The sequence below is a fragment of the Microbulbifer sp. CnH-101-G genome, assembly GCF_052466775.1.
Genome location: NZ_CP174292.1, coordinates 3,819,604 through 3,845,223 on the forward strand (window position 1 = coordinate 3,819,604; position 25,620 = coordinate 3,845,223).

A 25,620-nucleotide genomic window follows, 5' to 3' on the forward strand; every position below is an offset into this window, starting at 1 on the left:
GCCGCACTTTGCCAATGACACCACCATCCCCGCGTGAAATAGCCCATTGGGTGCTCGGTATTGCAATCCTATTTGGCTGCGAACGACTCGGCAGCCTGATCGGGGCGGCACTTGCCCTGCCGGTACCCGGCGCCGTAGTGGGTATGCTACTGCTACTGATCGGCCTGATGGTCTACGGCAGCGTGCCCCGCGGCCTGGCCAAGGTCAGCGCACAACTGCTCTTTTTGTTGCCCCTACTATTTTTGCCCGCCGCCACCGGGGTCTTTTTCCTGCGCGATCTCACCTTGTCCGATTGGCTGGCCCTGCTTGCCGCCATTCTTTTTGGCACCCTGATCAGCCTCACCCTTTGCACTCTGCTGCTGCGCCGCCTGCTCAGGAAGACCGACACGGCGCACAGCCATGATCAGTGAATTCCTGCACAGCCCCTTATTTGCCCTGCCACTGAGCATCTGCGCTTTCTGGCTCGGTGTACTGTTATATCGGCGCACAGGAACGGTTTTGCTGCACCCGATAGTCACCGCAAGCCTGTTACTATTTGCGGCGCTCCATACTCTGGAGATTCCTTACAGTGACTACCAGAGTTCCAGCGGGCTGCTCTACGCCCTGCTGGGACCAGCCGTTGTCGCCCTTGCCGTGCCGCTAAAACAAAATCTGACGGTTATCCGCCGCGCTGGCTGGCCACTGCTGGTGACCATTGCTGTTGGGGCCCTGTTAGCCCCGGCAATTGCCGTAGTGATCGCGCTTCTGCTCGGGGCGGGAAAATCGGTATTGCTCGCCCTTAGCGGAAAATCCATTACCACGCCTATCGCACTGGCACTGGCCGAAAAAATACACGCGACCTTGAGTCTGACCGCGGCTATCGTAGTACTCACCGGAGTAGTCGGGGCCCTGGCAGGGCCACCACTGGTGCGCGGCTTGGGTATTCGCGACGAGCGCATTCTCGGAGTGGTGCTCGGTATCAATGCCCATGCCGTAGGCACTGCGCGCGCACTGGAAATCAGCGCACTTTGTGGCGCCTGCGCCGCCCTTGCCATGGGGCTCTGTGGCGCCTTGAGCGCAGTGTTGTTGCCGCTGATTATCGGAACCTGAACCGCCTGTCGATGCAGGCTTTTAAATTCACACTGCCATCACAGTATTTTGACGTAGTTTGCGCCTCCCTCCTTGCTGCAGGCGGGGGAATCTCCTATCTTCCTAAGGGCCTTCGAGATCGGCAATAGGCTGCCACTGGGGCAACAGTAACAAAAGGACATCTTGGCGATGCTGGAAAATTGCAAGTCGGCGCGGGAGCGCTGGGGTGGTGTTAGCGAGATTATTGATCGCTGGCTTCAGTCACGACAAAACCTGCTGGTGAGTTTCTACCACCTCTCCGAAAAAAAGGAATTCAGTGAAGACGATCCAGAAACTGAAGACCGGGTACGCCAGCTGTGCCAGTTACTGGTGGATTACGTTTCGGCAGGTCACTTCGAAGTCTATGAGCAGCTTATGCGCGAGGGTCAGGCTTTCGACGATAAGCAGGGTCTGCAAAAAGCCTGTGAACTCTACGATGATATCGATACGACTACAGATGTCGCCGTAGACTTCAACGATAAATATTTAGAAACAGACGACCTCTCCAGCCTGGCACCAGATCTCTCCGAACTGGGCGAGGCGCTGGAAACTCGTTTTAGCTCCGAAGATAAAATGATCGCTCTGCTACACACAGCCCACAAAAGCTGAACCGCTTAGCGAGTCCCACCTCTGTTACAGACAGTTTTGTCTTTGCTCGGGACTCTTTGTTATTGAAAATCTTTTGCTGCGAGCAATCAACGACTGGCTAACAAATCGGTTAGCCAGTTCACTTCTGTGTGCCCTGACTACACGGCTAATCAAAAACAGATTACCAAGCGCAACCCCTTTTAAAGGCAAAAAGAAAAAGGGCGCCTAAAGGCGCCCTTTTTCAGTAAAGTTCGAAAAGTCAGATTATTCAGCTGGAGCTTCTTCTTTCTTTTCTTCTTTTTTCTCGGAACCTTCATCACCAGCAACATTTGCTTTGTGCAGTTCCACCTCAAAAATCAGAGTCGCATTGGGGCCAATTTTGCCGCCTGCGCCACCGGGACCGTAAGCGAGCTCAGAAGGAATATAAAGCTCCCACTTGGAACCTTCTTTCATCAGCTGCAGAGCTTCGGTCCAGCCCTTGATCACTCCGTTCACCGGGAACTGAACCGGCTCACCGCGCGCGTAAGAGCTGTCGAATTCCTCACCGTTAATCAGGGTGCCTTTGTAATCAACTTCAACGGTGCTGGTAGCGCTGGGCTTGCTGCCGCTACCTTCTTTAATCACTTTGTACTGCAGGCCTGAATCGGTGGTAACTACACCATCTTTTTTGGCATTCTCTTCGAGGAACGCCTTGCCTTCCTGCATATTTTTATCGGCGCTCTCTTTAAAATCTTTCTCCTGCTGGGCCAGCATCTCCTGCTGTTTCTTCTGCATCTGCTCCTGGAAAGCGGCGATAGTCTGCTGCTTTTCTTCCTCGGTCAAGCGATCCTCGCGGCCGCTGGCAACATCATTCAATGCCATCGCAACCACCTTGGGATCCAGCTGCACATCCTGAGCCTTGAGGCGCTTGGCCATGTCTTCGGCAATGATGTAGCTGACCTTCTTCTCCTGAGTGTCCAGGGCAACTTCTTTATCTTGCTTCTGTCCTTGTTCGTTACAGCCGGTCAGCGCCAGGCCAAGGGCAATTGCTGCAGCCAAAGGATATTTATTCATGGGTGTTGTCTCTTTGTCCGTATTGCGTTTATAGATTCGCGCTTGACCTTGGTCCAACGCCAACAGCGGTAGTTTAAGCAACTCTGTTCCGGCCCTAAGCCACCAGGCGCACAGTTTCCGCCAGTGCGCTCAAGTCTAACTCAAGGCGACTCTCAGTGCATACTGATGACGCGCACACTGTGCAGGACACCACATTCCCCCCACTGGTTCCGGCCACTCAACAAAAAAACTGCAGACAACACTTTTTTCACAGCACACGGCATACATTTTTTATAAAAACAGCGCTATTATCGGCCAGTAACCGGTTATTGTTCTGGACTGTTTGAAGTGCTTTTCAGTTTGGGGCAGTGCGCAGTGCGCATATCTCTTGCTAGAGCGGTACCCATCGTATTAAAGGAAGATGAGCGCACTACCCGGAAGTGCCAATCGATAATAAACGTCAGGACATTTACTCATGGCTGCCAAACAAAAAGCTGTCAATCCGGTTGCAGAGCTGGAAGCACAAATTTCCAAACTCTCTGCAAAATTGGACAAAGCCCGCGATAAGAAAATCACCGATGCCGGCAAAGCGGTGCTCAAGGCCGGAAAAAGCCTGACCTCGGCTAAAGACAAGCTCAGTAAGGCAAAAGACAAGCTGAGTGAAGCTCGCGCTAAGGCTAAAACCACCAAAACCGCCGCAGCCTTAAAACGCGTGGAAACTGCCAAAAACAATGTAGATAAGTTCAACGAAGCATTTCAGCAAGCTAAGCAGGCTGTTGCCGACGCCAAGTATCTGCAAGCCAGGGCCAAAGCAGAGCTCAAAGCGGCAGAAGCTGTGCGCAAAGCCGCAGCTAAAGTGGAAAAAGAGCTGCTTAAGGCTCAGCCTAAAGCGAGAAAAGCCACTACCGCTAAGAAAAGCACCACGACTAAAAGCACCGGTAAGTCCCTAAAGGCGACTGCGACAAAGTCTGCAAGAAAAACCACTACTCCAAAAGCCCCTGAAAAGAAGGCCGCAGAGAAAAAGACCAGCGCAGCTAAATCCCCGAAGAAAACAGCGGCCAAGACCGCAAAGAAAGCCACAACCAAGCCAGTAAAAGCTGCTACCGACAGCAAGCAAAAAGTGGCAAAACCCGCCGGCAAGAAACCTGTTCAAGCCAAACCCACCAAAGCGGTAAAAGCTTCTGAACCGTCCAAACCCGAGCAGGTAAAAACCAAAGAAGAAAAACCACAGGAAGACAAGTCCAAACAGGCCGCCCCCACTGAGGCTAAGGCACAGGAAAAGCCCACAGAGGAAGTAAAGAGCAGTGCGCCTGAAGAACAGCAAAAATCGCTGGAGCAATCTCCGCAGGCACCCACTATCACGCCTGCCACGCCAGCTAACAGCCTGTTTTCCACTGAAGGGCGCCGTGGAGAGTAAGCACTCGTAACATTACCGTTGTTCAGTTGGCGCCGGACAGCCAACTAAATTGCAGTCGCACTTTGTTGGAGCAATAAAATACATGCAACGCATAAACTTTATTGCCAGACAGAGTGTCCACTGAAACCTCTCGCGAGAAGCTCAGAGAGTATCCGGGTTTTCCGCCGAAGCCATGAAACTTTCGATCAGGCCTGCCCAGCAGGCCTGTTCTTTTTGCAAAAGCCCATATTGCTGACCCGCGAGCTGCAGAGCCGGCCTGTCCCCCGGCCACTCCTCCTGACAGATCTTCCACAGCGCCGCCAACTGCAAGCGCTCCAAATTCAATTCATAGCGTTTGCACATCTCATACGCTCGCATGGTATGAGGCCGAAAGCGCCCCAATAAGCGACGCAGGTGGCGCACACTGATAATCATGCGTCTACGCGGTGCCAGACCCCGATCGGCCACTCTCCAGCCCTCCTCACTCAGCTGGTGTCCACACACCGCCGCGTAGCTGGCCCAAAGTAGCAGGCATACATCGGCCCCTTTTGTGTCCTGGCAGTCGAGCAGGAAGGCCTCCACCCCTTGATGGCGATAGAAGTCCAGGCTGAATTGCCACAATAGGTTTTCCTGGGAAGAAGATGGAGGTGCGCTATCTGTCACGTTAGAATCCAGACCTTTTTGTGATTCCGCGCGCTCAAGCGGCGGCGATCGCGTGCAAATACGTCGAATAGCCTAGCATTCATCGGCCTGTTCAAAAGAGGTTTTTCCAGTGATCAATCTGCAAGGTGTCTCCCTGCATCGGGGCGAGCGCGACCTGTTAAACGGTGCTGACTGCCGTATCTTTCCCGGCCACAAGGTGGGAATCATCGGCGCCAATGGCTGTGGTAAGTCAACACTGTTCAAGCTGCTACTCGGTCAATTGGAAAGCGACGCCGGTCAGGTGGATATCCCCAGCGGCTGGCGGATTGCCCATATGGCTCAGGAGGTGGAAGCCAGCGATCAATCCGCCCTCGACTATGTGCTCGACGGCGATAGGGAATTACGCCACCTTCAAGACCAGCTGGCGCAGTTAGAGGACAGCGGGGAATCCGATGGGCACAAGCTGGCCGAGCTACACGAGCGGATGGCCAACATCGACGGCTACAGTGGACCCGCACGCGCCGCACAGTTACTCGACGGCCTGGGCTTTACTCACGCAGAACAACAGCGCCCGGTGCGCAGCTTTTCCGGTGGCTGGCGTATTCGCCTCAATCTGGCCCGCGCGCTGATGTGTCCCGCGGATTTGATGTTGTTGGATGAACCCACCAACCACCTGGATCTCGACGCTACCCTTTGGCTGGAGCAGTGGCTACAGCGTTTCCCCGGCACTCTGCTCATTATTTCCCACGACCGCGATTTCCTCGATGCAGTGGTCGATGGCATCGTCAGCTTCGAACGGCAAAAACTGGTGCTTTATAGCGGCAACTATAGCGCCTTCGAGCGCACGCGCGCCGAGCGCCTGGCCCAGCAACAAATACAATATGAAAAACAGCAGGCCGAACGCGCACATATGGAAGACTTTGTGCGGCGCTTTCGCGCCAAGGCCAGCAAGGCCAAGCAGGCACAGAGCCGCTTAAAGGCGCTGGACCGCATGGCGCAAATCGCCCCGGCCCATGTGGATTCGCCTTTTCATTTCACCCTGCCATCCGCAGAGAAAACCTCCAATCCGCTGATCGACCTGCGCGAAACCGATATCGGTTATGCCGATAAAGTGGTTGTGAGAAAAGTACAACTGGGTATTCAGCCGGGCCGCCGCATCGGCCTGCTCGGTCCCAATGGCGCAGGTAAATCATCGCTCATAAAAACGCTGGCCGGCGAGCTAGCCCCCAAGAGCGGTGAGCGTCAATGCGGTGAACATCTGGCCATTGGCTATTTTGCCCAGCACCAGTTGGAGGCCCTCGATGGCAAGGCCTCTCCGTTGCTGCACCTGCAACGGCTGAGCCCCGAAGCCAGTGAGCAATCCCTGCGGGATTTCCTCGGTGGCTACGGCTTTATCGGGGATCGGGTCTTTGAAACGGTAGCCGGCTTTTCTGGAGGAGAGAAGGCACGCTTGGCGCTGGCCATCCTCGCCTGGCAAAAACCCAACTTGCTACTGCTCGATGAGCCCACCAACCACCTCGACCTGGAAATGCGCCACGCTCTGACAATGGCCCTGGCCGAGTTTCCCGGCGCGGTAATTCTGGTATCCCACGATCGCTACCTACTCGCCAACACCGCCGATGAATTTATTCTTGTCGCCAATGGTCGCGCCGAACCCTATAGCGGTGATCTCGATGACTACAAGCAATGGCTATTGGGGTTTAACCGGGAAAAGCGACGCGAAGAAAAATCGGTAGGCAGCGGCGACAACCAGGAAAAACCTGGCGAAGACAAAAAGGCACAACGTCGCGCCGCTGCAGCCCTCCGTGAGCAGCTTAAGCCGCTGACCAATAAGCTAAAAAGTGTCGAACGACAGATGGCTGCGGCAGAGGAGAAACTCCAAAAGGTTCAAGACAAGTTGGCCGATGAGCAGCTTTACAGCGGAGGCCAGCAGGATGAAATTGCACGTCTCAATAAAGAGCAGACAGAGCATCGTGAAGCTCTCGATCTTCTGGAAATGGAGTGGTTGGAAATTTCCGAGCAACTCGAGCAGCTGCGCGGGGAATAATTCGACACTTTGTCTCTCAAGATCACACCTGGAGGGCGCCTTCATACGCCCTCCAGGCTAACATCCGCAAACCTTTAAAAAGCCTTGAGTTACCTGCGAATACAGCCATATTCATCCACGGCGATACCGATCGGAGTATTCGGGCACTGGTCTATATAGGCCGGTACGCCATCAAAATCGATATCCATAGGGCAACCATCGGGTCCTACATCCACACCCACCGGCGTCTGGGGACACTGATCGGTTGCATCGATAATTCCGTCCGCATCCTCGTCGTACCAAAAGTCCGGGTACTCAATCCACTGGTAACCAATCGCGACGCTGGCAAAACCATCCAAGCCACCGTGATCTACCCCCTGGAAAAGTCGCACATCCGCACGGGCCTGCCAGCGGGGACCGAGGCTGTATTTTACCCCCAGACCGAGATTGACCATGGTTTGGCGATCATGCCAGTTGCACGGATATTTCCGGTAGGGGTGCCAGTCAGGATATTTATAATCGTGTTTATACCGATATTTACAGTCGTAACGCTCTATCCCATCCTCGTCCGTGTAATATCTCCTGTAACGTTTTTTCGGCGCTTTATCATAATTAATGCGCATCTCGCCAACGCCAAAAGCCACATATGGCTGCCAACAAAAATCACCGCAAAACTGCCCACCAAATTGGTAGAGGAGGTCCAGGTGGTAATTGTAAATTTCAAGCTTTTCGGGGAAATCATCCACTCCAACAATATAATAATCGACCACCCCCTCCATCGCCCAGTAATTGGTCATATTGAATCCCAGGCCACCACCACCGCCGGTAGTGTCCTGCAAGGTCAACCCTTGAAAAGGGGTTCCGTTTAAGCGATCACTGTTGAACCAGTATTTACCACCGTTGGCATAGAGATTAAGGGTGCCGACAAAATCAGCCGACACATTGTTCATAAAGAGGAAAAATACAAAACCGCAGAAGGTTGGCAGGGAAGAAAGGCGTTTACCCATTTCTGACACCGGAATCTTTTTAAACCTATCCCCCTTTGAATTTTTATTAACTTGGTTGACTGCTTAAAACTCAAATTAATTCGATTATATTTGTGTTATTTGTTCTGCATTTTCAATAAAACTGCTATTTAATGCCGCGCCCAATATGAAAATCATAGACGGGAAATAAAAAATATACCTATAAATACCGGAGAGATAACCGATGCTGGCGCCAAACATAGATAACTACGTAAGAAATCTGGTTAGGCCAGAGTTGATACAAACCACCTGCCGACCACCGAGAACTATTCGGGAATACGCCACCGACTTCCAACAGAATTCTCGCTGCAGCTGGAAATACAGTCGCAGTAAAGATGGACTGACGCGAATCGATCAGTTAGTAACCCAGGCCGCATTGATCCAGACCCTGGATTACACTCGAATCGCCAATACATCCCAAAGTCTGGTCGAGGCAATGTACACATGGCTGACTGGCTTCAACCCCTCCAATCCTGTACAACAGCTCACCTCAGATGGAATACAGCGGCGCCAAAATGCGATTACCACGTTACTGGGTGGCGCCTATTGCTGGTATCGCCAGGCCAGTGAAGCCGCGCTGTCAGAACCTTTGGCCCTGGGCAATATACAGAATCACAATGACATCCCTTTCAATCTGTATCGCTATCGTTTCAGCCGCTCAGGTTTTAACCTACACATGACACCGGGACGCCTGTACCGGGGCGATACCCGGCCGCCGCAAATGCTGTGGCAGTCAGGGGGATTTTTTCCAAAAATGGACAACAGCAATCGCCATGACCCCCACCTCGGAAGTGGCGCCTCCTGCCAGGTAATATCCAGTACCGACGATCCCAACGTGGTAGCACGCTTTGCCTGGCACAATAAAACCTACTGTCCGGTGCGTTACTACTACCTACACCATACCGACAGGGTGGATAAAGCGATCGCGGGATTTGTCTATGAATTCGACAAGAATGGACATGAATGTGTGGAGGTCGCCAATGTTACTCCCGGTCGTGAAGTAGCGTTCCTGGCAATTCCCAATCAATATATTCGCCGTTTCCGCATGCGCTACTACGCCGGCAGCCAAAGCAATATCGTGCTGTCAGATTGGATGTACTACAACGAAAATTCTGTAAGAAATATCCGTATCACCGCAGATAAGCAGCGCTGGGAATCCTTCAAGAGAAACTGGCAACAATACGTTTAAAAAAGGGCAGGGGCCCCCCACCAAGCGGGACCACGCCGGCCTATGGCCGGCGGTTTTCATAATGCGGTTAGCAGGAGATTACTCAGCCTCTGGCTCTGGGCTGGAAGACGTTTCAACTGTTTGTTCGCTCGATTCCAGGGCAACAGCTTCACCCGGAAGACGACGGTACACCAGATCCCATACGCCGTGCCCAAGGCGTTGACCGCGGCGCTCAAACTTGGTTTCCGGGCGCCATTCTGGGCGCTCAACATAGTCATTGCTTGAAGAGGTATTTTCCAGCAGCGGCTCCGCCTGCAACACTTCCAGCATATGCTCGGCATAATTCTGCCAGTCCGTAGCCATGTGCATCACGCCACCAGTTTTCAGCTTGCTGCAAATCAGGCGCACAAACTGCGGCTGCACGATACGGCGCTTATGGTGCTTTTTCTTATGCCAGGGGTCGGGAAAATACAATTGGAACCTATCCAGAATGCCATCCCCAATGCAGTCATTCAAAACATCCACCGCATCGGCCATATAAATTTTGAGATTCTCAACTCCCGCTTTACCGGCGTTGTTAATCAGTCGGCCCACACCAGGGGGATGTACTTCGATGCCAATAAAGTTTTTATCCGGCTCTGCCTGGGCCATGGCCAGTAGGGAATCCCCCATACCAAAACCAATCTCCAATACCAGCGGTGCCTCACGGCCAAAAGCCTCAACCGGATTCAGGGGACCGTCGAAGAGGGACAGGCCATACTGGCCCCAATAAGTATCGAAGGCGCGGCGCTGTCCCTCAGTCATCCGCCCTGCGCGAATCACGTAGCTGCGGATAGATTTTTTCTTGTACTCGGTGCGGTAGGGAAACTCTTCCGCGGATTCGTCTTGCATTGTTCGCGACCTCTTATGCGAAACGGTTTTCTCTTGATCAGATTAGAGTGGGCTCGGCCCTGCTACTTGGAGGTATTCGCGGCGGCGATAAATAACGCCACCCAACCGGCGATCATCAGAGTCCCACCAATCGGTGTAATCGGCCCCAGCCAACGCGGCCCTCCAAGAGCGAGGGCGTAGAGACTACCGGAAAAAAACACCATTCCAAATACAAAGAAAGCGCCGCTCAGGGTGAGTGACAAGCGATCTCCCCAATTCTGTATCAGCAGCGCCACAGCCAATAGCGCCAAGGCGTGGATCATCTGGTATTGCACGCCGGTCTTATAGGCTTCCAATAGCGGCTCGGCGACCTTGCCACGCAGGCCGTGTGCGCCAAAAGCCCCGAGAGCGACGCCGCTGGCGCCGAACAATGCCGCAAGTAAAAGGTAAACTTTGACCATGGTTTATCTCACTTCAAGTGCCAATAGAACGGGGCTGTTCGTTTCATTACGGAAATAAAAAAACCGCGCTACTGCGCGGTTTTTTCCGAACTACCAGGGCGCGCTATCAGGCTTCCATAGCCGCACGCACTTTTTTCATGGCGTTCTTTTCCAGCTGGCGGATACGCTCGGCGGAGACACCGTATTTATCGGCCAGCTCGTGCAAGGTGGACTTTTCCTCGCTCAGCCAACGCGCCTGGATAATATCGCGGCTGCGCTCGTCGAGCTGTTCCATGGCACTGGCCAGGCTGTTGAGGCTGGTTTCCTGCCAGTTGTCGCGCTCGAGCTGAGCTGCGGGATCAAAACTGCGGTCTTCCAGGTAGTGTGCCGGTGCCTGCCAGGCGGTGTCGTCATCGTCATCCACCCCCGCATCGAATGCGGCGTCATGGGCGGCGAGGCGGCCCTCCATCTCATGGACCTGGGCGACATCCACGTTCAAATCTTTTGCCACAGCCTTGGCTTCATCGTTGCTCAGCCAGGCCAGTTTCTTCTTCTGCCCGCGCAGGTTAAAGAACAACTTGCGCTGTGCCTTGGTCGTAGCGATCTTCACGATACGCCAGTTGCGCAGAATAAATTCGTGGATCTCCGCTTTGATCCAGTGCACGGCAAAGGAGACCAAACGCACCCCTTTCTCGGGGTTAAAGCGCTTGACCGCCTTCATCAAGCCAACATTACCTTCCTGCACCAGATCTGACTGGTTGAGTCCATAACCAGAGTAGGACTTGGCAATATGCACAACAAAGCGCAGGTGGGACATGACCAGTTGGCGGGCCGCGTTAATATCTTCGCGATAATAGAGGTCTTCTGCCAGGCGCTTTTCCTCCTCTGCGGACAGCACATCGAAGCTGCTGACCGTTTGGATGTAAGCTCCCAGGTTGGCGCCCGGAGACAGCGTATGCACTGGCTGTAGGCTGGTTCCCATTCAGGTTTCTCCTCTCATTATTAGTCGGCCGGTTCCCGCGGCCGCTGTCGTCGGACACTTTATCCGGCGACAAGCTGGACTCAGTGTAGCACTTGCACGAGCGGTTAAGAAAGTCCGCCGCCAACTGCCGTATTCCCTTGTATTGCAGCCGGTTAGAGGGCCTCAATACCCCCGAGGTTCCCCGCTTTGTAACGGCTTTACGTTTCTTGGCGAAACCAAGTCTGCTGATACTAGCCGGTCAGCTGGGCTCTATCTCGCGCAAGTGACGGCTCGTCGCCAGCCAAGCCCCCAGCAGCCCGAGTAAAGCGGCGCCACCGATAAGGCCGGCAAAGTAGCTGAGGCCAGGCCCCGCCAAGGTATAGCTGCTGCCGTAACTGGAGGAGAGGCCGGAAATCGGACCAGACAGTAACAGCACTGCCCCCAGCAGCAGACACCAGGCCAGCAGTCCACCAAAAGCCCCGTAGCAGAGGCCGCTATAAAGGAAAGGCCTGCGCACGAAGGCATTGGTGCCACCCACAAGTTTCACCACCAGAATCTCCTCCCGACGGCTCTCAATATGCAGACGAATCGTATTGACCACTACCAGGATCACCCCCAGTGCCAGCAGTAGGGCGAGTCCCGCGGACAAACGCTGCCCCAGTTCCGTCAGCTGGGTGAGGCGCTGTACCCAGGCCAAATCGAGCACTACTGAGTCACTGAGGGCGTGCTCACGCAGGTTTTCCACGATGCGCTGCAACTTGTCACTGTCCCGCGTATCCCGCGGGCGCAGCAGTAATACCGCCGGTAGGGGGTTAGCATCAAGCCCCACCAGTAGGTCGCCGAGTCCGGAAGCCTGCTCAAACTCCGCCAACGCATCTTCGGGGGAGATATAAGTTACCTCGGCGATGGCCGGATCACTGCGCAGCTTGGCAGCGAAGGACTCTATCGCCGCTTTTTGTGCCCCTTTGTTCAGAAACACCGAAATCTGCGGCTGACCATCCCAACCGGCCACTGCGCGCTGGAAATTGGACAGCCCGAGCTGCAAAGCCGCAGGCAGGGCCAAGGCGATAGCGATCACCAGGGCTGTCATGGCACTGGCCATGGGCGTAGCGAAAAAGCGCCGCAGGGATTCCCGCGCTACTTGGCGGTGGTGATTGAGCCAGGATTGCCAACGATCCGCAATACCGGTGCGGGCAGCCACGGCACCGCTGCTGCGCGGGCGCTTTTCAGTGGCGCTGCTCGCCGGGCGCTGGGCCCTAGACTGGGTGTGCTTCACGGCTCGGAACTCCGTCGTAGATCAACTGGCCGGCTTGCAGGGTCAAAACCCGCCGGCGCATGCGCGCTATCAATTCCAGGTCGTGGCTGGCCACCAGTACAGTGACACCCACCGCATTAAAATCGGAAAACAATCGCATGATTTCCTGGGATAGCTGCGGGTCCAGGTTCCCGGTGGGCTCATCCGCCACCAGGATCGCCGGCTTGTTCACCACCGCACGGGCGATACCCACCCGCTGCTGCTCACCACCGGACAGGGTGATGGGGTTGTGCTTCTCCTTGTCCAGGAGACCCACCTTATCCAGCGCGGCGCGCACCCGGCGGCCCACTTCGCGCTTGCTGCAGCCGGCTACCGCCAGTGGCAGAGCGATATTGTCGAAGACACTGCGATCAAACAGCAGCTGGTGGTTTTGAAAAACGATACCCAGGTTGCGTCGGTAATAGGGGATCTGGCTATTGCGCAGGCGGTTGAGGTTCTGCCCGGCGACCAGAATAGAGCCTTTGGTGGGGCGTTCGATGGCGGTGAGCAGCCGCAAAAGTGTGCTCTTACCCGCTCCCGAATGACCGGTGAGAAACACCATATCGCCGCGGGGGACTTCCAAGCTGATACGCACCAGGGCGTCCTGCCCCGATGCGTAGCGCTTATTCACATTATCAAAGGTGATCACGATTTTGTTCTTGTTATTCCCTAAGAGGGTTTAGTAGCGATCAGGCGGTATCGCGGCCAAACAGCGCCGAGACAAATTCGCGCGCGCGGAACGGCTGCAGATCCTCGGCCTGTTCACCCACACCGATAAAGCGCACGGGAATACCGAAGCGCCGTGCCAGAGCGAAAATCACCCCACCCTTGGCGGTGCCGTCGAGCTTGGTGAGCACCAGGCCGGTAACACCGGCCGCCTCGCGAAACTGTGCGGCCTGGTTAATCGCATTCTGGCCGGTGCCGGCATCCAATACCAACAGCACCTCGTGGGGGGCGCTGGGGTCCAGCTTGCCCATTACGCGACGCACCTTGGTCAGTTCTTCCATCAGGTTGGACTTGGTGTGCAGGCGGCCGGCTGTATCGGCAATCACCACATCGATACCACGGGCCTGGGCCGACTGCACGGCATCGAAAATCACCGAGGCGCTGTCCGCACCGGTATGCTGGGCCACTACCGGCACATCGTGTCGCTGCCCCCAAACCTGTAACTGCTCCACCGCAGCGGCACGGAAAGTATCGCCAGCGGCGAGCATTACCGATTTGCCCTCGCCGAGGAAGCGGTGTGCCAACTTGCCGATAGTGGTGGTCTTGCCGACGCCGTTAACGCCGACCACCAGAATTACATAGGGCTTTTTGCTGGTGTCCAGCACCAGGGGCGCATCGACACTGTTAAGCAGCTCTGCCAACTCCTGCTGCAGCGCTTTATAGAGCGCATCGCCATCGGCGAGTTCGCGGCGCGAGACGCGCTCGGTGAGGCGATCGACAATTTCACTGGTGGCCTCGACGCCCACATCCGCCATCAGCAGCTGGGTTTCCAACTCTTCCAGCAGATCTTCATCAATCTCCTTGGCCCCGAGGAACAGGTTACCCATCCCCTCGACAAACTGATTGCTGGTGCGACTGAGCCCACGGCGAATACGCGCAAAGAAACCCTCTTTCTTCTTCTCTGCGGGTTTTTCCTGCACAGGAGCGGGCTTGGGCGCAGGCTCCTGTACCTGAGGGGCCGGTTCCAACACCGGTGGCGCCGTGGCGGCTGGTGGTTCAGGTTCAGGTTCAGGCTGAGTTTCGGGCTGTAAAGTCGTCACACTGGCAGACGTAGGCTCAGGCAATTCTGCAGGTAACTCCTGCACATCAGCCGTAGGTTTTTCCTTTGTCAGCGCTTCCTTTGTGGGTTCTTCCTTCAGCGCAGCGGGCGCCTCTGCCGGCTCGGCTGTGGGCGCCTGCGGTTCAGCGGGCTCTTTACCGGTGACAGATGGCTCCTGCCACTCTTCCGCCGACGCCTCCTCGGGTGCGGCAACAGCTTCCGCCTGCTCCTTGTGGGGCTCGCTTTGTTCGGGCTTGCGCTTTTTCTTTTTGCGCAGGAAATCAAAGATCATTCGTTTATCCGGGTGTACCGCTTGCAGAAAGACGCTAATCTTAGCATCGCTAAGCCCCCAGTAGAGATTTACCTTGGCCAGAAGTTCATCGCGCAAGCAAAGCCCACAACCCCTTTCCCAGTTGCGTATCATCGGAGGGCAGTGGCGCGGACGGAAATTGCAATTTGCCCCGGTTGAGGGATTGAGACCCACCGGTGATCGCTTGCGCGAAACCCTGTTCAACTGGCTCCAGTTCTATCTACCTGACGCGCACTGCCTCGATCTCTTCGCCGGCTCCGGCGCGCTGGGCCTTGAGGCTCTATCCCGCGGTGCCGCCTCGGTGGATTTCGTCGAACTGAATCCCCTGGCGGCGCGCACCCTGAAGCAGCAACTCCAGCTGCTCGAAACGACGGATGGCCAGGTGCATAACTGTCGGGCGGCGGATTTCCTGGGCAGTGGAAACAAGCCCTACGATATTGTCTTTATCGACCCGCCCTTCGCGGACGATCTGTGGCAGGAAAGCCTTAGCGCTCTTACTGACAGGCTCTCGCAGGGCGCACTCATTTATATCGAGACCCCCCGGGATACGGTTTTGTCTACTGCGCCCGACTGGTCGTTAATCAAGGAAAAGCGTGCGGGTCAGGTTTGCATGCGACTGTATCGCAGTGACTCCGCCGCATCCGCTGATTACTGACCGGTCAGCAGGTCCGGTTAACGCATTCGGTTTTGAGCCTTAGCCGTAAATTGTTTACCATTCGCATCCCTTTCAGCCCGCATTAATCCTTGGCGTATGAAAAAAGTTGTCTACCCCGGAACTTTCGACCCCATCACCAATGGTCACCTGGATTTGGTGGAGCGGGCCTGTCGCCTGTTTGACCACGTCATAGTCGCCGTTGCCGCCAGCAATCGGAAGAATCCCCTGTTTACCCTCGATGAGCGGGTGGAGCTCTCCCAGCGCGTGCTCGGCCATCTGCCCAATGTGGAAGTGATCGGCTTCGATATCCTGCTGGCTGACCTGGTACGCCAGGTGGATGCCTATGGCGTTCTGCGCGGCCTGCGCGCCGTATCCGACTTCGAATACGAGTTCCAGCTGGCCAATATGAACCGTCAGTTGGCGCCGAATATGGAAAGCCTGTTCCTGACCCCGGCGGAACATTTATCCTACATTTCCTCGTCCCTGGTCAGGGAAATCGCTTCTCTGGGCGGTGATGTCACCAAGTTTGTTCCAACCGCCGTGCAGAAGGCACTGGAAGAGAAATTCCGCTAACTCTGGAATTGGTTATTTCTGATACACTCGAGCGGATTTTTCCACAATCCGCGGAGTGTTTCGTGCGTCACCTTCTCCTCGCCTTCGCCTTTGTTCTGAGTCCGGCCATAGCCGATGAGCCGCAGCCGGAAGTCGATACCGGCCGCAGCGCAATCAAGTCTGCCACGGCCGAATCTTATATGGCGGTTACCGCCAACCCCCACGCCAGCCGAGCTGCCGAGCAGATCCTCGCCCTGAACGGCAGTGCCGTCGATGCTGCGATCGCTGCGCAGATGGTTTTGGGGCTAGTGGAACCTCAGTCATCGGGTATTGGCGGCGGCGCTTTTATGCTGAGCTATGACGCTAAAGATAAGCAGCTGCGTTATTACGATGGCCGGGAAACCGCGCCAGCGGGTGTGGATGAAAATTACTTTATGCACGACGGTAAACCGCGTTCATTTATGCAGGCGGTTATCGGCGGCTACTCAGTGGGAGTACCCGGCGTCATCCGCATGCTGGAAATGGCACACCAGCGCGATGGCAAACTCCCCTGGGAAGTTTTATTTCAGCCGGCCATCCAGCTTGCCGAAAATGGCTTTGAGGTTTCCCCACGCCTACACCAGCTGTTGAGTAAGCTCCCCCACGTAGATGCAAGACCGGCGATCGCCAATTACTTCTTTGACAGCAACGGCAACCCCTTGCCTGTCGGCCACCGGCTGAAGAACCCGGAATATGCCCGCACACTTCGCATAATCGCCGCTGGTGGTGCGGACGCTTTTTATAAAGGTGAAATCGCCGAGGCCATCGTCAAGGCAGTGCGGGGTGACACAAAAAATCCCGGCCTGCTTAGCCTTGAGGATATGACCAATTATCGGGCCAAACAGCGCCAACCGCTCTGTTCCGTTTTTCTCGAATACCAGATCTGTGGTGCGGATGCCCCCTCATCGGGTGGTACCACCGTGGGTGGAATTCTGGGCATGTTGCAGGAGTTTCCCATCGCTGAAATGGAAGCCGGGGACGATCTGCTTACCCATTTGTTTATCGAGGCTTCAGAACTGGCTTTTGCCGATCGCAACACCTATTCCGCCGACTCAGATTTTATCAGTGTACCCAGCAAGGCCCTGGTATCCCCCGCTTACTTGAGCGAGCGTGCAACCCTGATTGACCCCGACAGCGCCAGCATAGCCAAACCCGGCAAGCCCAATACTGGGGCGGCCAAGCGTCTAACGGCCCAATCACCGGAGATGCCCAATACCAGCCATTTAGTGATTGTGGATCGCTACGGCAATGGCGTGAGCATGACCAGCAGCATCGAAACGGGTTTTGGCTCGCGCCTGTTGGTAAAGGGTTTCCTGTTGAATAACCAGTTGACCGATTTTTCTTTCACCCCAAAAACAGCCAATGGGGACTTGGTGGCGAACCGTATTCAGGCCGGTAAGCGACCCCGCTCTTCCATGTCGCCGACGGTGGTATTTAATAAAGATGGCAGCTTGCGCCTGCTAGTGGGCTCCCCTGGGGGCTCACGCATTATCGACTACACCGCCCGCACCATCCTCTACCATCTGGGGCTGGATATGCCTATCGCCGATGCCATCGCCGCCGGCAACATTGGCGCTATCGGGCGGCGTGTCGAGCTGGAACCCGGCTTCTTTAGCCAGGACACCATCGATAAACTCAAAGGGCGCGGGCATCAGGTCATTGAGCGCAATCTCAATAGCGGTATTCACGCGATCGCAATAAAAGACAATACACTCTATGGCGGTGCCGACCCCCGCCGGGAAGGCAGTGCCCTGGGGCACTGATTTTCTGGAGGAGGCGTATCATACGCCTCCTCAAAACCAAATCCCTCCCCGGAAAGCTGCCATTTATAAGCCAACTTTCCGGATAGCAACGTCCCTTCTTGAGACTGGTCCATACTTCCCCCTAGCTAGCGAGAAGCCAAAACGCAACTGGAGGGCCCCTCTTGGACCAGCGCAAAGTGGATGCCACTGGCATCGATCTCCTGCACGACCCCCGCACCAATAAGGGCACGGCCTTTACCGAGGCCGAACGCAGCAAGTTTGGCCTTAACGGCCTGATTCCCTACGCCCTGGAAACCATAGAAACCCAGGTAGAGCGGGTGATGATGCAGCTGAGCCACAAACACTCGGATATCGATCGATTCGTCTATCTGACCGGCCTGCTGGATACCAATGAGACGCTCTTTTACCGGGTGGTGATGTCCGATCCGGTGCGCTTCCTTCCGATCATTTACGATCCCACTATCGGCGAAGCCTGTACCAAGTTCAGCCATATCATGCGCAGGGTCAGGGGTGTCTATCTGTCTATTGCACAAAAGGGCAGTATCGCCGACTCCCTGTCCCACTGGCCGGACCGGGACATTCGCTTTATTTGTGTCACCAATGGAGGACGAATTCTGGGGCTTGGGGATATAGGCGCGAACGGCATGGGCATCCCCATTGGCAAACTGCAGCTATACACCGCCGCAGGGGGCGTGCCGCCAGAACATTTACTGCCACTCTTTTTAGATGCCGGCACCAATAATGAGCAGGTACTCGCAGATCCTCTCTATGTGGGTCTGCGTCGTAAACGCCCGGATACCGAGACGCTATACCGCTTCGTAGATGAGTTTGTGGACACCGTTCAGCAGCGCTACCCACACTGCTGTCTGCACTTCGAGGACTGGACCGGTAGTGACGCCGTCCACTTACTGCAGAGGTATCGAGACAAGGTCTGCTGCTACAACGATGATATCCAGGGCACTGCGGGTATTGCCCTGGCCGGCATGATTAACGCCCTGAAAATCAAACAGGGCTCGTTAAAGGATGAAAAGATCTTCTTCGCCGGTGCCGGCTCTGCCGGCATAGGGCTTGCGGATTTATTTGTGAGTGAACTGGTCAATGAAGGGCTCAGTAGGGAAGAGGCCCAAGCCCGCATTATTATGTTCGATGAGAAAGGACTGCTGGTAAAAAGTCGTGAAGACCTTTTCGATTTCCAGCGCCCCTACGCGCACGACCAAGCCCCAACTTCACAATTATTAGAAGCGATAAAAACCCACAAGCCAACAACCTTGATTGGGGTCAGTACTGTCGGCCAATTATTTACCCAGGAAGTCGTGGAAACAATGGCCGCGCTCAACCCGCAGCCAATTATCTTTGCACTCTCCAATCCCACCGAGCACGCCGAGTGCAGCGCGGAGCAGGCCTATAGCTGGAGCCAGGGTCGAGCCATCTATGCGGCAGGCGTACAGTTTCCCAAGGTCACGTTCCATGGAAAAACCTACCTGCCGGGTCAAGCCAATAATTTATATATTTTTCCCGCTGTAGCCATGGCTATTTATGCAACGCGTGCTAAACGCGTTCCCGACTCACTCTTTATTGAGGCCGCCCGTGGGGTTGCCGAGCAAGTCGATCAAGATCTGTTACAGCAGGGCTGTCTGTTTCCACCACAAGCAAAAATTTTAGAAATAGCCCAAAATACAGCCGCAAGGGTTAGCAAGAAAATCTTTGAGCTTGGACTCAGTGAACTAGAGCGCCCAAAGGATTTACTGGTATTTATTAAGGAGCACACCTACAAAGCTGAGTACTTCTCTTATTGTTAATTCTAATCTTACTCAATAGACAAATTAGAGTGCATCTATTTGTAAACATACATATTAATTGCTGAAACTCTTATTTTTTAGAGAGTTTGGATCAAAAACCAATCTTCCTTTGTAAAAAGTTTTTATAATTCTGGCTTCAGTTTTCTGATCTGTAGTACTCTTAAATATATTTCTATCTAAAACAATAAAATCTGCCCACTTACCCTTCTCGATACTACCTGTTTCTTTTTCCAGGTTACCGGCATAGGCAGCATTGATTGTGAAAGCCTCAACCAAATCAAAAATAGGGATATGGTGATTCACTCCCCGATGAATAACCACTAAAGGACTTACCATGCCATTAACCTGAGAGAGGTCGGAAGAAAGAAGTGAGACACCCATGGGAAGGTATTTATTACCTCTCTTTAAGCGTTTATCTAAACGCTTCTTTGCCTTCGAGGAATCAGAATACTTTTGCAAAGCAAAAATATTTTCCGGCTGTACAAAGGCCACACTATGCGCTTGAGAGATGCCTTCCAGGGCTGTCTCTCCTTCCAAATAAGCATTGACGATAGCATTACGCATTTCCGTACCGAATCCCGCCGACTCCAGGTCTCCCAGTACTTTCCATGCCTTATTGGTCCCCTCTTTTCCGGAAACCAATATCTGTAGAGGAAGTTGGTAAGCGTGGGCTCTCTGCGCCAAGGCAGTGACTTCTTTTAAAGATCCCGACTCACCATCAGGCACTTCCTCAGCAATCCTCATTTGTATTTTTTTTGGAAGCCACTCGATAAAGCTTACCGAAGACAGCTTATAATCACTGATAGATATTTGACTAATTTTCTGCTGTAACTGTGAAAAATCTTTTTCGCTAAATGTTGGACTCACCACCAAAGAAGACAGCACACGAATATCCATAGAGTCGATATCGGATAGCATATCAAAATAACGATTTCTGGCTTCCTTATCCTTTAAGTAAACAGCCGACTCATACAGGGTTGTCACACCACTGCTAGCCGCCAACTCCTGAATACGCAACAAATCTGTTCGGTAATCGCCGTCAGGATCTTTCGGTATTAATGCTTCTATTAACGCAACAGCGCCAGGGCCGCGTAACCAGCCGGTAGCAATACCGTGCTCATTTTTTTCTATAAATCCATTGACGGGATTCTCACTATCATTATCGATTCCAGCGGCAGCCAAGCCCTCAGAGTTTGTCCAGATACTGCTTCGATCGGATGAGAATAAAATAATTGGGATAAGGTCATTGATTTGATCGAGTATCCCTTTATGCGGAGGCTCTGCAGAAAATGCCTGCATATTCCAACCATCACCAACAATTACCTGTTGCCCGGGGTTTTCTCGAATATAACGTGATACCGCCAAACGGTAGTCTTCGATGGAGTTTCCAGGAAACAAATCGATTCTTGATGCAGAACCTCGAATTTTTGCCCGTTGAAAAAATCCGGGCAATACCAGCTTACCGTTTAGATCTACAATTTTACTATCGGCTCCAATATAGCCCTCAACATCCGCCTCACTGCCAACAAAGACGATGCGCCCATCTCTAATTGCCATTGCCGAAGCCATTGAGCGCACCTTATCCGCGGTGTAAATAGTAGCGTTGCGGATAATTAGCTGGGCAGGCTGACTTGGGGGGGAGTCAGAGCTTGCGCTCTTCGCCATAGGATCGCAGGAAAGAAGTAAAAGAATCGATAACAAAATTAGCCAGCGCATATAACTACCCATCGTGTTGCCCTAACCACGCCCAGTTTTGCATGGTGACAGCAACCTTATTCGATTGAGCGATCCACCAATTTACTCAAGGCCAGAGCCAGTGATAACCAAATGAGCCACTCACACAGGGACCCAGACCACACTCCAGCAGCGTGCTGGCCAGATTCGCCATCGCAATGGTAAGAAACACGATCGCAATAAATTTCTCGGGAAAAGAGAACCGACGCGGGGAAAGATTTCGCCGTAAAAAGCCCAACATCATTGCGACCCCGCAATAAGCGAGTAGAGCAAAAAAAGCCAAAGCCGCCCAGGTATAGAGGTGCAGGCCGAGGAAGGGCTCTCCAAATCCGGAATTTTCGGGCAGGATATGCAGCAACACTTGGCGCCCGGCAGCGGCCAATCCGGCAATACACGACAGAATGACAATACCGTAATGGGCTGGGCGCACACCAAAACGCAAGTTCATCAGCAGACCCAAACCCGCCATGGTAAAAGCCACTCGCTGCAGCAGGCATAGGGGGCAGGGCAGTTGGTGCTGGTATAACTCGATAATAAAAGCGATCCAGAGAACCGCAGAAAGGCCGAGAAGAGCCAGGGCATCGAGCCTTCGAACCATATACACCATAGTGGCACCCCGGCTAAAAGGAGAGGTCCAGCGGAGTGGCCGAGTGATAAATCAACCAGATGATGTAGATCACCATGGTCAGCAACCACCACACGGTAGCCGCGCGCTGGCGGCGCTTCCATATACACCAGGCTGAAATCAGAACGGTGAGAAAAGGCAGTACCAATACCACTGGCCATCTCCACAGACAGCAATACTCTGATACTAGTAGTAAATTCCCGCCACCGCCCTACTCAGCGCTGGCAGCGAGCGCAAAAGAAGGTACTGCGCTGGCCCAGAACCATGTCCCGCACCGGGCTTCCGCAACTGGGGCAGGGTGCGCCCGCGCGGCCGTAGACATTGAGTTCCTGGGCGAAATAGCCGGGCTTGCCATCCCCCCCGATAAAGTCCCGCAGGGTGGTGCCCCCCTGGGCAATGGCGCGACTCAATACCTGCTTAATCGCCTCTACCAAGCGCAAGTAGCGGGCTTTGGAAATAGACCCTGCTTCACGATCCGGGCGGATCCCCGCTAGGAATAGGGATTCACTGGCATAAATATTCCCCACTCCCACCACGATGCGCCCATCCATAATGAATGTTTTCACCGACTGCTTGCGCTTGCGGGAAGAGGTGAACAGGTAGTCAACACTAAAGTCCTCCGACAGCGGCTCCGGTCCCAAGTGGCTGAGCAGGTCGTGGACCAGTGGGTCTGCCGCAGTCCACAGCAGGGCGCCAAACCGGCGCGGATCTCTATAGCGAAGAATCAGCCCGCTATCGAGCCGCCAGTCGACATGATCGTGTTTCTCGGGAGACTCACCCTTCTCGACCAGGCGCAGGCTACCGGACATCCCCAGATGCCAAATGGCACACCCCCTGTCTGTATGTACTAACAGGTACTTGGCGCGCCGCTCCAGCTTCAGGATATTGGCATTTTTGATATGCTTGGCAAAATCCGGGTCCACTGGCCAGCGCAGCCGGGGCTGTCGCACCACAACGGATCTAACCCGCTGTCCTTCCAGGTGGGGAGCAAGGCCGCGGCAGGTGGTTTCTACTTCGGGAAGTTCGGGCATCTCTCATCTCACGACGGCTTTAGCCGGGGACCGGACACAAAAAAGCCCGGCAAAAACCGGGCTCTTCTGCGAGTACGCGGGGGCAATTACTTGATTTTGCCTTCCTTGTACATAACGTGCTTGCGAACAACGGGATCGTACTTTTTGATCTCCATTTTCTCAGGCATGTTGCGCTTGTTCTTGGTAGTGGTGTAGAAGTGGCCAGTACCGGCGCTGGAATTCAGACGAATCTTCTCACGCATTGCTCAATCTCCAATCAGTTAGCTGGATACAGCTAATTATACTTTTTCGCCGCGGGCGCGCAGCTCAGTCAGGACAGCGTCGATACCTTTCTTATCGATAACGCGCATGCCTTTTGCGGAAACACGCAGTTTCACAAAACGCTTCTCGGACTCAACCCAGAAACGGTGGCTGTGCAGGTTCGGCACGAAGCGACGCTTGGTGCGGTTCTTAGCGTGGGATACATTGTTTCCGGTTACCGGACGCTTACCGGTTACCTGACATACCTTGGACATCTGTTGGCCTCTTCAAAACGCTTGTGCCCGCATGGCGCCAATCCTGAAGAGGAAAAGGGTGTGCGGGAACATAAAAATCGGGATTCTAATCCGGTTCCTGGATGGCGGCGGAACCTGTGCAGAATCTGGCCCGGCCGCAAAGAGCGGCGTTTTATACCAAAAGAGCCCGTAGGGAGCAAGTTTTGTACAGTACTTCTGTGTCAATCAATACTTCTCTATTGAACTACCTACAACAGCCCCTGCTCAGCAAAGGATAGGGCCTGACCCTCGCCCACAATCAGGTGATCCAACACCTTGATATCCACAAGCTCCAGAGCCTGCACCAAACGCTCGGTAATCCAGATATCCGCCTGGCTCGGCTCACAGATTCCCGAGGGGTGATTGTGCGCCAGAATCACGGCTGCCGCCCCACGCTGCAAAGCCACCTGTACTACCTCGCGAGGATAGACGCTGGCGGCATTCAGAGTGCCCTCAAACAACTCCTCGAAACTGATAACCCGGTGCTGAGTATCCAGATATAGACAGCAAAAAACCTCGCGGCGACGGTGGCGCAACTGCATAGCCAGGTAATCGCGCACCGCTGCGGGGCTACACAAAGCACTGCCTTGCCGCATAATTTCTGCAAGATGACGCCGCGCCATCTCCAGCGCCGCCTGCAGCTGCACAAACTTGGCGTCTCCCAGTCCGCGCGCGCGGCAAAACTGCTCCCTATCTACCTCCAACAAGGCACGCAGGCCACCAAACTCGCTCAGCAGGCCCCGCGCCAAATCCACTGCGGAAACGCCCGGTAGCCCCACCCGTAAAAAAATGGCCAGCAACTCGGCATCCGACAGCGCCGCGGCACCCCGCGCCAATAATTTCTCCCTGGGCCTCTCAGCTGCTGGCCAATCCTTGATCTTCATCTTCGCTCTCCGCCTTCCCTGACAGTCTTTTTTCTGTGAAATCTCTCCCCAACTCACCACAAGCACGATTTTCGCGTCTATCCTGCGCCTTATAAGTCCAGACGCAGAAATGCTAATCTAACCCGCTCGCATATATTCGGAAACTGTATCTATGTCCTCGCTGGTCGAAAAACGCATACTTTTGGGAATCAGTGGCGGTATTGCCGCCTATAAGAGCGCCGACCTTGTGCGCCGCCTGAAAGAACGCGGTGCCCAGGTAAGAGTGGTGATGAGCGCCGGCGCGCGCGAGTTTGTGCAGCCTCTGACCTTCCAGGCCCTCTCCGGCAACCCCGTGCACACCGATCTGCTGGACCCGGCGGCTGAGGCCGCCATGGGGCATATCGAGCTGGCCAAGTGGGCCGACCTGATCCTGATTGCCCCCGCCAGTGCCCAGGTGATGGCAAAGCTGGCCTGCGGCATGGCCGACGACCTGCTCACTACCCTATGCCTCGCCAGTGAGGCACCTGTGGCCCTGGCCCCCGCCATGAATCAGGCCATGTGGCGCCACCCAGCCACCGCTGCCAATGCCAAAACTCTGCGTGAGCGCGGGGTACAGCTGTGGGGGCCTGCGGCTGGCAGCCAGGCCTGCGGTGACGTGGGACCCGGCCGTATGCTGGAGCCCGCCGACTTGGCCCTACAGGCCGAGTCCCAGTTCGGCGCCAGCGACTGCCTACGCGGCAAGCGCGTGGCAATTACCGCCGGTCCAACCCGCGAGGCCCTGGACCCTGTGCGCTACCTGAGCAACCACAGCTCCGGCAAGATGGGCTTTGCCCTGGCTGAGGCCGCCCAGAAAGCCGGCGCCGAGGTAACCCTTATCGCCGGGCCGGTAAATCTGGCCACCCCTGCGCAAGTGAAGCGCGTTGATGTCATTAATGCGCGGGATATGCAGGAGGCCGCAGAGCGCGCGGCCGACCTCTGCGATATTTTTATCAGCGCCGCCGCCGTTGCCGATTTTCGCCCCGCCTCGGTGGCAGAGCAGAAAATCAAGAAACGCGAAGGCAGCGAAGAGAGTGCTATCGCCCTGGTTAAAAACCCGGATATCGTCGCCGGTATTGCCGCGCGCAGCGAGAGACGTCCCTTTACCGTGGGCTTTGCCGCAGAGACCCAGCAGGTCGAGCAATACGCGCAGAGCAAACTACAGCGCAAAAACCTCGATATGATTGTCGCCAATGACGTCAGTGGCAGCGACACCGGCTTCAACAGTGATCGCAATGCTGTCACAGTGATAGATCGCCATGGCAGCACGCAACTGCCTGAGGCCCTGAAGGCCGACCTGGCGCGACAATTAATAGAAATCATTGCCGCCAAAGCGCAGCAGTAAAGGTTTACAGGCAGGAAAATC

At 54.7% G+C, this 25,620-nt stretch carries 27 protein-coding genes; 11 read left to right on the top strand and 16 right to left on the bottom strand.

The features are described from left to right. The first annotated feature begins 14 nt into the window (after positions 1-14). The 3 genes from ACJJID_RS16935 to rsd all read left to right on the top strand — a co-directional run bounded on the left by ACJJID_RS16935 (position 15) and on the right by rsd (position 1,716). Entirely contained in the window at positions 15-410 is a 396-nt protein-coding gene (locus ACJJID_RS16935; protein WP_152455813.1) for a CidA/LrgA family protein, read from the top strand. Continuing rightward, positions 400-1,089: an LrgB family protein gene (locus ACJJID_RS16940; protein WP_444920486.1), complete on the top strand. Its 690-nt coding sequence runs from the start codon at positions 400-402 to the stop codon at positions 1,087-1,089. The genes ACJJID_RS16935 and ACJJID_RS16940 overlap by 11 nt, the downstream gene beginning before the upstream one ends. A 168-nt stretch (positions 1,090-1,257) precedes the next feature. Next, positions 1,258-1,716 carry a sigma D regulator gene (rsd, locus tag ACJJID_RS16945; protein WP_444920487.1) on the top strand — a complete coding sequence of 153 codons (459 nt, stop codon included), beginning with the start codon at positions 1,258-1,260 and terminating at the stop codon, positions 1,714-1,716. Positions 1,717-1,959: 243 nt separating this feature from the next. On the opposite strand, the gene ACJJID_RS16950 is transcribed toward rsd, so the two are convergent. Next, positions 1,960-2,748: a DUF874 family protein gene (locus ACJJID_RS16950; protein ID WP_444920488.1), complete on the bottom strand. Its 789-nt coding sequence runs from the start codon at positions 2,746-2,748 to the stop codon at positions 1,960-1,962. A 454-nt stretch (positions 2,749-3,202) separates the two neighbouring features. Here ACJJID_RS16950 and ACJJID_RS16955 point away from each other — a divergent pair, with 454 nt between their 5' ends. Beyond that, positions 3,203-4,144: a hypothetical protein gene (locus ACJJID_RS16955; RefSeq protein WP_444920489.1), complete on the top strand. Its 942-nt coding sequence runs from the start codon at positions 3,203-3,205 to the stop codon at positions 4,142-4,144. A gap of 141 nt (positions 4,145-4,285) precedes the next feature. On the opposite strand, the gene ACJJID_RS16960 is transcribed toward ACJJID_RS16955, so the two are convergent. Next, positions 4,286-4,786 (bottom strand): TIGR02444 family protein, encoded by a 501-nt coding sequence (locus tag ACJJID_RS16960; RefSeq protein ID WP_152455823.1) that lies wholly within the window; start codon positions 4,784-4,786, stop codon positions 4,286-4,288. 109 nt (positions 4,787-4,895) lie between these two features. Here ACJJID_RS16960 and ACJJID_RS16965 point away from each other — a divergent pair, with 109 nt between their 5' ends. Beyond that, positions 4,896-6,812, top strand: a complete 1,917-nt coding sequence (locus ACJJID_RS16965; protein WP_444920490.1) for an ABC-F family ATP-binding cassette domain-containing protein — start codon at positions 4,896-4,898, stop codon at positions 6,810-6,812. Positions 6,813-6,901: 89 nt separating this feature from the next. On the opposite strand, the gene ACJJID_RS16970 is transcribed toward ACJJID_RS16965, so the two are convergent. Then, on the bottom strand, positions 6,902-7,798 hold the full coding sequence (locus ACJJID_RS16970; RefSeq protein WP_444920491.1) for an outer membrane beta-barrel protein: 897 nt from the start codon (positions 7,796-7,798) through the stop codon (positions 6,902-6,904). A gap of 202 nt (positions 7,799-8,000) precedes the next feature. Between ACJJID_RS16970 and ACJJID_RS16975 the strand changes: the two genes are divergently transcribed. Continuing rightward, the gene (locus ACJJID_RS16975; protein WP_444920492.1) at positions 8,001-9,005 is read left to right on the top strand and encodes a hypothetical protein; all 1,005 of its coding nucleotides are present in this window, start codon (positions 8,001-8,003) and stop codon (positions 9,003-9,005) included. A 78-nt stretch (positions 9,006-9,083) separates the two neighbouring features. Here ACJJID_RS16975 and trmB read toward each other — a convergent pair whose 3' ends face one another. From trmB to ftsY, 6 genes are all read right to left on the bottom strand, one after another. Beyond that, on the bottom strand, positions 9,084-9,875 hold the full coding sequence (gene trmB / locus ACJJID_RS16980; protein ID WP_444920493.1) for a tRNA (guanosine(46)-N7)-methyltransferase TrmB: 792 nt from the start codon (positions 9,873-9,875) through the stop codon (positions 9,084-9,086). Between the two features lie 62 nt (positions 9,876-9,937). Next, positions 9,938-10,315 (bottom strand): DUF423 domain-containing protein, encoded by a 378-nt coding sequence (locus tag ACJJID_RS16985; protein ID WP_444920494.1) that lies wholly within the window; start codon positions 10,313-10,315, stop codon positions 9,938-9,940. Between the two features lie 106 nt (positions 10,316-10,421). After that, positions 10,422-11,276, bottom strand: a complete 855-nt coding sequence (gene rpoH, locus ACJJID_RS16990; RefSeq protein ID WP_444920495.1) for an RNA polymerase sigma factor RpoH — start codon at positions 11,274-11,276, stop codon at positions 10,422-10,424. A 238-nt stretch (positions 11,277-11,514) separates the two neighbouring features. Beyond that, positions 11,515-12,531: a permease-like cell division protein FtsX gene (gene ftsX / locus ACJJID_RS16995; RefSeq protein ID WP_444920496.1), complete on the bottom strand. Its 1,017-nt coding sequence runs from the start codon at positions 12,529-12,531 to the stop codon at positions 11,515-11,517. Beyond that, positions 12,512-13,198 (bottom strand): cell division ATP-binding protein FtsE, encoded by a 687-nt coding sequence (gene ftsE, locus ACJJID_RS17000; protein ID WP_152455839.1) that lies wholly within the window; start codon positions 13,196-13,198, stop codon positions 12,512-12,514. Before ftsE ends, ftsX begins: the two co-directional genes overlap by 20 nt. Before the next feature lie 40 nt (positions 13,199-13,238). After that, the gene (gene ftsY, locus ACJJID_RS17005; RefSeq protein ID WP_444922648.1) at positions 13,239-14,243 is read right to left on the bottom strand and encodes a signal recognition particle-docking protein FtsY; all 1,005 of its coding nucleotides are present in this window, start codon (positions 14,241-14,243) and stop codon (positions 13,239-13,241) included. A gap of 436 nt (positions 14,244-14,679) precedes the next feature. Here ftsY and rsmD point away from each other — a divergent pair, with 436 nt between their 5' ends. The 4 genes from rsmD to ACJJID_RS17025 all read left to right on the top strand — a co-directional run bounded on the left by rsmD (position 14,680) and on the right by ACJJID_RS17025 (position 19,432). Next, positions 14,680-15,279 (top strand): 16S rRNA (guanine(966)-N(2))-methyltransferase RsmD, encoded by a 600-nt coding sequence (gene rsmD / locus ACJJID_RS17010; RefSeq protein ID WP_444920497.1) that lies wholly within the window; start codon positions 14,680-14,682, stop codon positions 15,277-15,279. 96 nt (positions 15,280-15,375) lie between these two features. Further along, positions 15,376-15,852, top strand: coding sequence for a pantetheine-phosphate adenylyltransferase (gene coaD, locus ACJJID_RS17015; protein WP_152455845.1), 477 nt, complete (start codon positions 15,376-15,378; stop codon positions 15,850-15,852). A gap of 62 nt (positions 15,853-15,914) precedes the next feature. Beyond that, a complete protein-coding gene (gene ggt, locus ACJJID_RS17020) occupies positions 15,915-17,633 on the top strand; it encodes a gamma-glutamyltransferase (RefSeq protein WP_444920498.1) in 1,719 nt (572 codons plus the stop codon). Positions 17,634-17,794: 161 nt separating this feature from the next. Further along, positions 17,795-19,432 carry an NAD-dependent malic enzyme gene (locus ACJJID_RS17025; RefSeq protein WP_444920499.1) on the top strand — a complete coding sequence of 546 codons (1,638 nt, stop codon included), beginning with the start codon at positions 17,795-17,797 and terminating at the stop codon, positions 19,430-19,432. Between the two features lie 54 nt (positions 19,433-19,486). On the opposite strand, the gene ACJJID_RS17030 is transcribed toward ACJJID_RS17025, so the two are convergent. The 7 genes from ACJJID_RS17030 to radC form a co-directional block, all read right to left on the bottom strand. After that, the gene (locus tag ACJJID_RS17030) at positions 19,487-21,148 is read right to left on the bottom strand and encodes an amidohydrolase (protein ID WP_444920500.1); all 1,662 of its coding nucleotides are present in this window, start codon (positions 21,146-21,148) and stop codon (positions 19,487-19,489) included. Between the two features lie 85 nt (positions 21,149-21,233). Continuing rightward, positions 21,234-21,773, bottom strand: a complete 540-nt coding sequence (locus ACJJID_RS17035; protein WP_216646286.1) for a disulfide bond formation protein B — start codon at positions 21,771-21,773, stop codon at positions 21,234-21,236. Positions 21,774-21,786: 13 nt separating this feature from the next. Then, positions 21,787-21,945 (bottom strand): DUF5993 family protein, encoded by a 159-nt coding sequence (locus ACJJID_RS17040; protein WP_172975468.1) that lies wholly within the window; start codon positions 21,943-21,945, stop codon positions 21,787-21,789. A gap of 61 nt (positions 21,946-22,006) precedes the next feature. Next, positions 22,007-22,822 carry a bifunctional DNA-formamidopyrimidine glycosylase/DNA-(apurinic or apyrimidinic site) lyase gene (gene mutM, locus ACJJID_RS17045; protein ID WP_444920501.1) on the bottom strand — a complete coding sequence of 272 codons (816 nt, stop codon included), beginning with the start codon at positions 22,820-22,822 and terminating at the stop codon, positions 22,007-22,009. 86 nt (positions 22,823-22,908) lie between these two features. Then, positions 22,909-23,064: a 50S ribosomal protein L33 gene (gene rpmG / locus ACJJID_RS17050; RefSeq protein ID WP_020413983.1), complete on the bottom strand. Its 156-nt coding sequence runs from the start codon at positions 23,062-23,064 to the stop codon at positions 22,909-22,911. A 36-nt stretch (positions 23,065-23,100) separates the two neighbouring features. Beyond that, entirely contained in the window at positions 23,101-23,337 is a 237-nt protein-coding gene (rpmB, locus tag ACJJID_RS17055; protein ID WP_020413982.1) for a 50S ribosomal protein L28, read from the bottom strand. Between the two features lie 227 nt (positions 23,338-23,564). Then, positions 23,565-24,239 (bottom strand): RadC family protein, encoded by a 675-nt coding sequence (radC, locus tag ACJJID_RS17060; protein ID WP_152455855.1) that lies wholly within the window; start codon positions 24,237-24,239, stop codon positions 23,565-23,567. A 151-nt stretch (positions 24,240-24,390) separates the two neighbouring features. Between radC and coaBC the strand changes: the two genes are divergently transcribed. Then, the gene (gene coaBC, locus ACJJID_RS17065; RefSeq protein ID WP_444920502.1) at positions 24,391-25,599 is read left to right on the top strand and encodes a bifunctional phosphopantothenoylcysteine decarboxylase/phosphopantothenate--cysteine ligase CoaBC; all 1,209 of its coding nucleotides are present in this window, start codon (positions 24,391-24,393) and stop codon (positions 25,597-25,599) included. Positions 25,600-25,620: the final 21 nt, after the last annotated feature.